General features: G+C 43.9%; 9 protein-coding genes, 1 tRNA gene and 1 pseudogene. 7 read left to right on the top strand and 4 right to left on the bottom strand.

What is annotated here, in order from left to right; all coding sequences use genetic code 11:
- Positions 1 to 205: 205 nt before the first annotated feature.
- Positions 206 to 1,420, bottom strand: coding sequence for an aminotransferase class V-fold PLP-dependent enzyme (locus IM477_RS16765; protein ID WP_079209798.1), 1,215 nt, complete (start codon positions 1,418 to 1,420; stop codon positions 206 to 208).
- 303 nt (positions 1,421 to 1,723) lie between these two features.
- Here IM477_RS16765 and IM477_RS16760 point away from each other — a divergent pair, with 303 nt between their 5' ends.
- Both IM477_RS16760 and IM477_RS23175 read left to right on the top strand, forming a co-directional pair.
- Positions 1,724 to 3,157, top strand: coding sequence for a TM0106 family RecB-like putative nuclease (locus IM477_RS16760; protein WP_287732699.1), 1,434 nt, complete (start codon positions 1,724 to 1,726; stop codon positions 3,155 to 3,157).
- A 102-nt stretch (positions 3,158 to 3,259) separates the two neighbouring features.
- The gene (locus IM477_RS23175; protein ID WP_353737531.1) at positions 3,260 to 3,502 is read left to right on the top strand and encodes a hypothetical protein; all 243 of its coding nucleotides are present in this window, start codon (positions 3,260 to 3,262) and stop codon (positions 3,500 to 3,502) included.
- Between the two features lie 10 nt (positions 3,503 to 3,512).
- On the opposite strand, the gene IM477_RS16755 is transcribed toward IM477_RS23175, so the two are convergent.
- Complete coding sequence (locus tag IM477_RS16755; protein WP_149987765.1) at positions 3,513 to 3,893, bottom strand: hypothetical protein; 381 nt, start codon at positions 3,891 to 3,893, stop codon at positions 3,513 to 3,515.
- Between the two features lie 228 nt (positions 3,894 to 4,121).
- On the opposite strand from IM477_RS16755, the gene mtnB reads away from it, so the two are divergent.
- Positions 4,122 to 4,739 (top strand): methylthioribulose 1-phosphate dehydratase, encoded by a 618-nt coding sequence (gene mtnB, locus IM477_RS16750; RefSeq protein WP_002760481.1) that lies wholly within the window; start codon positions 4,122 to 4,124, stop codon positions 4,737 to 4,739.
- 48 nt (positions 4,740 to 4,787) lie between these two features.
- Here the strand turns inward: mtnB and IM477_RS16745 are convergent.
- Positions 4,788 to 4,858: transfer RNA gene (locus tag IM477_RS16745), tRNA-Cys, on the bottom strand.
- Between the two features lie 134 nt (positions 4,859 to 4,992).
- On the opposite strand from IM477_RS16745, the gene IM477_RS16740 reads away from it, so the two are divergent.
- The 4 genes from IM477_RS16740 (at position 4,993) to IM477_RS16725 (ending at position 8,131) form a co-directional block, all read left to right on the top strand.
- Positions 4,993 to 5,328: a hypothetical protein gene (locus IM477_RS16740; protein WP_043999175.1), complete on the top strand. Its 336-nt coding sequence runs from the start codon at positions 4,993 to 4,995 to the stop codon at positions 5,326 to 5,328.
- Between the two features lie 268 nt (positions 5,329 to 5,596).
- Positions 5,597 to 6,520, top strand: a complete 924-nt coding sequence (locus IM477_RS16735) for a restriction endonuclease (protein WP_287732698.1) — start codon at positions 5,597 to 5,599, stop codon at positions 6,518 to 6,520.
- Positions 6,521 to 6,595: 75 nt separating this feature from the next.
- Positions 6,596 to 7,177, top strand: a complete 582-nt coding sequence (locus tag IM477_RS16730; RefSeq protein ID WP_287732696.1) for a phycobiliprotein lyase — start codon at positions 6,596 to 6,598, stop codon at positions 7,175 to 7,177.
- A 201-nt stretch (positions 7,178 to 7,378) separates the two neighbouring features.
- Positions 7,379 to 8,131: a phycobilisome rod-core linker polypeptide gene (locus tag IM477_RS16725; RefSeq protein ID WP_287732694.1), complete on the top strand. Its 753-nt coding sequence runs from the start codon at positions 7,379 to 7,381 to the stop codon at positions 8,129 to 8,131.
- An 89-nt stretch (positions 8,132 to 8,220) separates the two neighbouring features.
- Here the strand turns inward: IM477_RS16725 and IM477_RS16720 are convergent.
- Positions 8,221 to 8,583, bottom strand: a pseudogene (locus tag IM477_RS16720) (aminomethyltransferase beta-barrel domain-containing protein); the annotation flags it as partial.
- Positions 8,584 to 8,795: the final 212 nt, after the last annotated feature.

Here is an 8,795-nt window from a genome sequence, read left to right as displayed (position 1 = left end):
TTAAACGGGCGTGGAGGACAGCATAAGACTTCTGTTAAAGAAGCAGCATCCCGTGAAGCGTCAACCCAGCGGTCGGTCGTTCAATTAAGTTTGTTTGATCTGCCGGTCATCACCGTCCGGCCCCGGCGGTGAGGATGTCAATTTCATCCCACTCGAAAAGTTGCGGGGTCGTCATTATCGATAGTCGATCGCCTATAATCCGATTTTAAACTAACTTTTTGACAGCTGCTACTAACTGCTCGATTTCTGAGGGCAAAGTGAAATAGTGAACACAGGCACGCACACAGAGGGGGTCGAGGAGAGTTCGCAGTAAAAACCCTTGTTTTTCTAGCTGTTGCACTAACTTTTGTGGGGTGATGGCCGAGTCAATTTGAAAGGAAACTAAACCGGATTCCGGCGGAGAATTTTTTAAACATTTTACCCCTTTAATCGTCTTTAATTCTTCCCAGAGATAAGCCGCTAATTGACAAATCTTTTCGTATCTTTGTCCCCCATCACCCCAGGCGTTATGTACCGCAATAGTTGCCCTTAAACCCTCAAATTGGGGATAGGCAGAAGTGGCCACTTCAAAGCGTCTGGCATCCGGTTTCCAACCGATAGGCTGTCCTCGATTATCTGTTTCAATGCCGCGCCAACCGATAAAAGTGGGCTGTAAACTAGGGAAAATTTCGGGACGAATATACAATCCTCCCACACCAGCTGGTCCACACCACCATTTATGACCCGTAAAAGCATAACAATCGGCGGCAGTAGCGCTTAAATCCAAGGGCAAACAACCCACGGATTGGGCAGCATCCACCACCACTAAAACGGGTTTTTCGGTGACAGAATTATCATGACAAAGTTGCGAGATTTCCTTGAGGGGTAAAACCTGTCCAGTATTCCACAAAACGTGACTAACCACCAAAACCCTAGTTTTTGGACGTAGATGAGCGGAAATGACTTCTATCGGGTTGCCGCCGTTTAAAGTTTCCCGAATAGGACAAGTGGAGATTTCCAGATGATAACGACGGGCAATTTCTTGAACCGTGGCGATAATTCCGGGGTGTTCACAATCGGTTAGTAAAATATGTTCCCCCGCTTGCCAATCAACTCCCCAGAGGGCGATATTACAGCCTACAGTGACATCCTCGGTGATAGAGAGGGTGCTGGGGCTGATTCCCAACTCCTGAGCCATTTCTTGCCTGAGAAGTTCCGTTTTTCCGGTAATCCAATCGTTTACCCGTCCTGAAAAAGGCCCCTTTTGTTGGAGAAAATTATGGGCATCGATAATCGCCTCTAATCCCGCCTTGGGCAAGGTTCCCTGACCACCGAAATTAAAGTAAACTTTATTGCTAAGTCCCCGAAATTCCTGTCTTTGTTCGGCTAAATCCGGTTTACTAACGGCGTAATCGAGGCTATTTTCGTCTAAATTCTGCATAAGCGAGGAGATGGGGGGTCAGTTATCAGTTATCAGTTATCAGTTATCAGTTATCAGTTAGAAGGTGTTGGGTTTTGGGGTTTTAGGGTTTTAGTTGAATTCCCCATTTCCCCATTTCCCCACTTCCCCACTTCCTGACGACCGACGACCGACGGCTGAATTCTATCGACGGATTAAGTCGCAATTGTCACAATAGTATTAGAGTAGAGGAAACATACTTGGGAATGTTTTCTTTTTTTAAGTTTATTATTTTTTACTTTACTTCACTGGTCCAGGAAAGCTTAACTTTTCTCCTTGTATAGAATGCTACTGACCGATGATCTACTTCTAGACTACCAACGTTGTCAACGCCGTGCATTTTTAAATCTCTACGGCAATAGCCAAGAAAAAGACCCTGAGCGAGATTTTTTGCTTAAATTGCGCCAAGAGAGTCAAAGTCACGTTAAAAAAGTCCTGCAAGACTCCTATCCCGATTATTGTTCCCTGACTACCCCCAGCACTGATATTTTGGCTGCCGCTAGGGAAACGGAAGCTTTGATGGGTCGGGGGGTATCCTGTATTTATCACGGAGTCCTTTTACAATCTGGCTATCCCGTCTCTTTAACCGGTTCCCCGCATTTATTAATTAAACAGGCAGGAGAGTCGAAATTTGGCGATTGGGTTTATTATCCCCTCAATATTCAACTCGGTCGCCGTCCTAAGCCTGAATATAAGATGCTGGCTACTTTTTACGCCTATTTATTGGCCAGTATGCAGGGAGTTTTTCCCAATTACGCAGAAATTGTCCTACGTCGTCATAATCGCTATCGAGTGGAATTGAATCTCTGGTTAACTAAACTAGAGGAAATAATCAAAAAGTTCGGCGCAATGGTGATTAATCGCCAAGAACCAGAAGTTTTTATCTCGCGTCAGCGTTGCAGTTTATGTCATTGGTATAGTCACTGTTATGGTATTGCTCAAGCGAGTCAACATCTTTCTTTAGTCCCGGGGGTGACTCCTAGTCGTTACCAATTTTTACAGTCTTTGGGGGTTTCCACCATGGAATCCCTTGCGCTTACCTCTCCTACCCGCATGGGGGAGGGGATGGGGGTAGAGGTGGCTAATCAGTTACAGTTACAGGCCCAAGCAATTATTGAAAATCGGGCCTTTCGCAAAAGCAACGGGAAAACTGCTTATTTGTCTCCCCTACCGAAGGCCGAGATTGAATTTTATTTTGACATCGAAGCGGAACCAGAACAGAATTTAGATTATCTTTTGGGGATTTTACGGGTTGATTATCGAGTTAATACCCAGCAGTTTTATCCCTTTTTGGCAGAAAAGCCGGAAGATGAAGGCAGGATATGGCAGGAATTTTTAACCTTAGTCATGCAGGATTATCAAGCACCAATTTTTCACTTTTCTGAGTACGAAGTGGAAACAATTAAGCGATTGGGTTATCTTTATAAAACTCCTTCTTCTTTGATTAATCAGTTAGTTTCTCGCTGTTTTGATCTGCACTATCATGTAGTTAATTCGGTAACTTTTCCCGTGGAAAGTTATTCTTTAAAATCCCTCGCTAACTGGATTGGCTTTCAATGGCGCGATCGAGGAGTAAGCGGGGATCAATGCGTTTGGTGGTATGACCAGTGGTTAAAAACAGGAGATCGGACTTTATTGGCGGCTATTTTGCGTTACAATGAGGATGATTGTCGCGCCACCTTTATACTAAAAGATTGGCTTGTAAACTTTTTAATTTGATTCTAAAGATTTATGACAAATAGGGGGGTATGTAACATCTGCTACCCGTAGCCGTAAAGGGAAAATGATAGGCTATGGATGTGAAGACAGTCCCCTCACCCAATGGTGATCCCCATGTTCTCCCCACTTTTTCCGCTTCTACTCCTACTGCTTTCCTTCCTTAGTCTTCTCTGGTATCAAAAGACCGATAATGATATTTTTAAAGCTCTTGCCGTTAGTAGTTTAATTTTCGCAATTATTTGGGGCTTAATTCTCGCTCATTGGTCAATTCACCTGTTGGGACTGCTGTTATTGTTAAAATTCAGATCCCCCGCTTTCAGTTTGGTGCGCGTGCCTAGATGGTAATGGTTTGACCCTAATCTTCCAACTGTCCGGTAGGTACTTCGATCGCTTGTACATCGATCGTACCGGGAGGGGTGAGAATAATAAACTTACCCCCTGCCACTTTTAACGGTTCACCACAGTTAGGACATTGGCATTCCATGCGATTAAAACCCGTAAATTCGTAGCTACAGACGGGACAGCTATCTTCAACTAAATTGCGTCGTAACCACCAGCGAAAAATCCCCCAAGCAATGACAGGGGAAAATATCAGGAATGCCACGAGAATTAAAAAACTATTGACTAACCAACCCAGTCCGATCGAGCCTAACAACAATCCGACTAAAATCAAAGATAAGAAACAACCCAAACCAGAATCATTGACAGAATAGCTGCGGAAAAAGTTGTTATTCACGGCTCAACCCTCGATTCATCAAAGCTGCAATTATCTTTAACCTAACACATTCCCAACACATTTCCACGGTTAAATCTTCTTTTTGACTCACTGGTTGCTGACTCTATTCTGCCATGGGTTTAGTTTTAATCGAGATTATCCGGACTGACATCCTCACCAAATCTGCTGGGGAGTGGGTCCTCCGATTGTTATAATAGTCAGTCCCTATCCACCATATCTCTAAAAACCATGAGCGATCCTCGTCTATCTCTAGTGGCAGCTGCCCGAAGATTTTATCAACTGGGTTGGATGCTTGGCACGGCGGGTAATTTATCCGCTAAAGTTGATGATCATAGTTTTTGGATTACTGCCAGTGGCAAAAGTAAAGGTAAACTCACAGAACAGGATTTTGTGCGCGTGGATCTGACGGGAAAAGTCAGAGAATTAGCTCATCGAGATAATCGTCCTTCGGCCGAAACTAGCATTCATCAGGTGATTTATTGTCTCTTTCCCCAAGCGCAAGCTTGTTATCATGTCCACTCAGTGGAAGCGAATTTAGTTTCCCGTTTTGCTCGCGAGGACAAGTTATCGTTACCTCCCTTAGAAATGTTGAAAGGTTTAGGTATTTGGGTAGAAAATCCTCAAGTATTTATGCCGGTTTTTGCTAACTATCTCGATGTGCCGAAAATTGCCGCAGAAATAGAAAGTAGATTCTCAACTTTCCCCCCGGAAATTCCCGCTTTACTGATTTCTTACCATGGCGTGACGGTGTGGGGTGAGTCTCTAGAAACTACCGAGAATTATTTAGAGATAGTTGAGTATATTTTTCGTTATCTAGTGGCAGCCTATCAAGTAAAACCTTGGTAAACCTTAATTTAGACAAGGCAATACAAGAAAGACTACCGATATTTGCCAAGGCGCCACCCAGATTCGAACTGGGGGTAAAGGTTTTGCAGACCTCTGCCTTACCACTTGGCGATGGCGCCGATCAAGCACTACTTATCCTAGCATAACAGATGACAGTTTGCCAAGAGTGGAACCCAAGAGTTGAGCGATCGATCTATAATTTATGCAGCGGTTCTCTAATCTAGTGGGGGATTTCAGGCTTAAAAAAGCGATTATGATGATAAATAAAAGATATTTACTAACTTTTATCGGTTTATTGGCTTTATCCTTGCCAGTACAGGCTAATAATGCCGTTTACCTTAGCCAAAGTTCTAATCCTGCCACGACTTTCGACAGTTATCGTCAAGAATGTTTACAAAGAGCGCGCGCGGAGGGATTAGCTGCTGATGTGGCCAAAGATCTATGCGACTGCACGATTAAAAAATTCCAAGCTCGTTACAATCTACAGCAATTCCGCACCCTCGTGCAGAAGTCGAAAACCGATAAAGCTGCCGCTAGGACTTTAGCGAGTGTGGGAGAAGCTTGTTTTGATGAGATTTTGTATGAATAGCAGGGATAGGGGGTTTTTTAGCTATCACAAAAAAAGCTCTCCCTGCTCCGCAGCTCTGGCGCTCATAGACAGTCTTAACAAGTAATTTAGATAGTCAACAGCTTATTTTGGAGTATCAAGACGATTATCAATGGCGATAATTTCTCTCTCAAATTCTTTAGGAATGCCTCTCGATTATTCATAATTTTATGTGTATTATTATCTATCTAAATTCTTGGAGCTTGTTGCTGTATAATCGGAATGACTGCCCCCGCTTTTCATCTGAACTATGCCTATTCCAGATTTTCAATCGATTATGTTGCCGCTATTAAAAATACTTGCAGATGGCAAATTTTATAAATATCGAGAAATTTTTGAAGCCTTGGTCAGAGAGTTTCAAGTCACGGAAGCGGAAAGAAAAGAAATGGTTCCCAGTGGACAACAAGAAATTTTTGCTAATCGAGTCGGTTGGGCAAAAACCTATTTAAAGAAAGCGGGATTAATTGAGTCACCCCAAAGAGCAACTTTTGTAATTTCTGAGAAAGGAAAAGAAATCTTATCTCAAAATCCTGCTCGAATTGATACAAAATTTCTGAGACAGTTTCCCGAATTTCAAGAATTCAATCGAGTCAATAAGCAAAATGAAACTATTACTCTTGAAAGCAATTTATTAGCTTCTGATCAAGAACAAAATCCCGAGGAATTACTAGCAAACTCCTATCAAGAAATTCGTCAAGCATTAGCGACAGACTTACTCTCTATTCTGCGAAAATTATCCCCAGATGATTTTGAAAAATTAGTAGTAGAATTACTGGTAAAAATGGGTTATGGTGGCTCGATTAGAGATGCAGGTAAAGCGGTGGGTAAGAGCGGTGATCAAGGCATTGATGGGATAATAAAAGAAGATAGACTCGGTTTAGATATAATCTATATTCAAGCCAAAAGATGGGCTGATAATAATGCCGTTGGTCGTCCAGAAATCCAGAAATTTGTCGGGGCATTAGCGGGACAAGGAGCCAAAAAAGGTATTTTTATCACTACTTCCTATTTTACCAAAGAGGCTTTAGAATATGCCCCCAGAAATGAGATAAAAATAGTGCTGATTGATGGGGAAGAATTAGGTCAATTGATGATCGATTATAATTTAGGTGTATCGACAAAAGAAATCTATGAAATCAAGAGAATCGATCATGATTATTTTGGGGATGAATGAGAGAGAGAGGGGGACAAGGGTTACAGAAAACCGCCATGGCGTTAAAATAGATGGAAAAAATAGAGGATAAAAACTATGGACGGGATGACCTTTTTTCAGAAAAGTGCGGGACAGTGGAAATCTCAGCGCACCACCCATCATTTACCCTTTCGACGCTCAGAAACTGGCGATTCCGAGATTTATGTGGAAGCTTTAAGCGCCGATAACCCGAAAATTATCGCTATCTGTGAAATGCACGAAGTCGATCCCGCCAAGGCTGTGGGGGGTGCGTTTGTCAGTTGGGATGGTTCGATGCAGTGGGACAAAGAAGACGAAAATCATCAAGGAACCACCGTTTTTGCGCTAATTCCCGACGAAGATAATCCCCAAGCTGGTGTTCTCCTGCGGGAGCGAGGTTATGCGGAAATCGTTCCCGTGGCGGGCCGTTATCACATTGATGAACAGGAAGGTTTAGTCTTAATTACAGAATACGAAACAATGACCTCGATCGAGCGTTTTTGGTTTGCCGATGCCGATTTACGTCTCCGCACTAGCACAGTTCAACGTTTTGGCGGTTTTAATACGGCCACTTTCTGTGCTGAATCCCGCAATCAGTCATCGGAGTCAGTCTCTGGTGATTCCCCCGAACCTTCATCCTATTCGATTAGTGGCTGGTAAATTCAGTTATCAGTTATCAGTTATCAGTTATCAGCTTTTTTCTCCCCTCTCCCTGCTCCGGCGCTCCCCACTCCCCGGATGGTAAGCAAGTTTTCTTAACAATTGTAAGAATTTTTAATATTTCTTTTCTAGTTGGCACTTACTCCCTTATCATTAGGAGGAAAGTTTTTTAAGCATTTCTAAGGATACGGAGGTTTACCCTTGGCCATTCCTCTTTTAAATTACGCCCCCAAGTCCCAAAACGTGCGGGTAGCTGGTTATGATGTCGGTGGAGACGAAAAACCGAGAGTTTACACGACGGAAAATGTCCTCTCCCCTACCGACCTGGACGATTTAATCGAAGCCGCTTACCGTCAGATTTTCTTCCATGCCTTTAAATGGGATCGGGAACCCTTCCTCGAATCCCAATTACGCAATGGACAATTATCCGTGCGGGATTTCATTCGTGGTTTACTGTTATCGAAAACCTTCTATAACAGCTTCTACGAGAAAAACAGCAACTATCGCTTTGTCGAACAGGTAGTACAAAGAGTTCTCGGTCGCGATGTCTATAGCGAAAGAGAAAAAATTGCTTGGTCGATTGTCGTTGCCACCAAAGGTATTCAAGGTTTTGTCGATCAACTTCTCAACAGTGACGAGTATCTGCAAAGCTTTGGTTATGATACCGTTCCCTACCAACGTCGTCGCACCCTGGCCAGCCGCGACATCGGTGAACGTCCATTCAACATCACCTCGCCTCGCTACGATGGCTACTATCGTGGTATTTTGGGCTTCCCCCAAATCGTTTGGCAGAATGCTGTCCGTCGCTATGTTCCCCAAGAGCAAAAACCCAAAGCCGGCGATCCTTCCAGCTTCTTGGCTATGGCCCGGGGTCTCGGTAGCGCCAAAGGCAATCCTGTACCAAGAGTCTCCGCTATGAATATTAACATCGAGGCTTCTGTACCCCGTCGTTAATTTTTAGCTCAACCTGCCGGGGAGAGTCCCTAATTGGCAGAATGACCCCAGAACCATAATCAGGTTATTCTGTGAATTGGTGGCTCTCCCTATGGGGTGGCTCCTGAAATAATCCCCCCACCGAGGACAATCTCCCCTTCATAAATCACGGCTGCTTGGCCCGGGGTGATGCTAAATTGTGGTTGATCAAAAACCAGCTTCACTTGCTCATTTTCTAGGGGGATAACATTGACGGGAACGGCCGGAGAACGATAACGGACCTGTACTTGCGCGCGTATAGGAGTGGTGGGTTCAGCAATAGAAACCCAGTTCATCCGTCCGACAAGACAATCGGCACTAACGGCACTGGCGCGATTACCAACGATAACCCGATTCATGACGGGATCGAGTTTGACCACATAGAGGGGTTCGGCGGCGGCGATACCGATGCCTTTGCGTTGTCCGATTAAGTGAAAGATAGGAAAAGGTAGTGTTGCGTTTCGTTGCCTCAACCCAACCGACAAGATCGGCGTACTGCTACGCAGTGCCTTCGGCATCGCACTATACAATTTGTGTTAATCTTCTTTTTGTACCAGATCTAAAACATTGCGTTTGGAGAAACCGCTCAACTAAACTTACTCAAACTTACTTAAAAGCCTGAAAGCTTAGTCATTCGTAGTGTGTC

The organism is Microcystis sp. M090S1 (genome assembly GCF_020246295.1).
GTDB classification, from domain to species: Bacteria; Cyanobacteriota; Cyanobacteriia; order Cyanobacteriales; family Microcystaceae; genus Microcystis; species Microcystis aeruginosa.
Note: the sequence above shows the minus strand (reverse complement) of the source record. Positions and strands in the feature narration are given on the sequence as shown.

Bases quoted from the DNA above. Each gene is read 5' to 3' on its own strand.
- mtnB (WP_002760481.1), top strand. From the start codon at position 4,122: ATGAGCGATCCTCGTCTATCTCTAGTGGCAGCTGCCCGAAGATTTTAT.
- IM477_RS16735 (WP_287732698.1), top strand. From the start codon at position 5,597: ATGCCTATTCCAGATTTTCAATCGATTATGTTGCCGCTATTAAAAATA.
- IM477_RS23175 (WP_353737531.1), top strand. From the start codon at position 3,260: ATGGTGATCCCCATGTTCTCCCCACTTTTTCCGCTTCTACTCCTACTG.
- IM477_RS16730 (WP_287732696.1), top strand. From the start codon at position 6,596: ATGGACGGGATGACCTTTTTTCAGAAAAGTGCGGGACAGTGGAAATCT.
- IM477_RS16740 (WP_043999175.1), top strand. From the start codon at position 4,993: ATGATGATAAATAAAAGATATTTACTAACTTTTATCGGTTTATTGGCT.
- IM477_RS16765 (WP_079209798.1), bottom strand. From the start codon at position 1,420: ATGCAGAATTTAGACGAAAATAGCCTCGATTACGCCGTTAGTAAACCG.
- IM477_RS16760 (WP_287732699.1), top strand. From the start codon at position 1,724: ATGCTACTGACCGATGATCTACTTCTAGACTACCAACGTTGTCAACGC.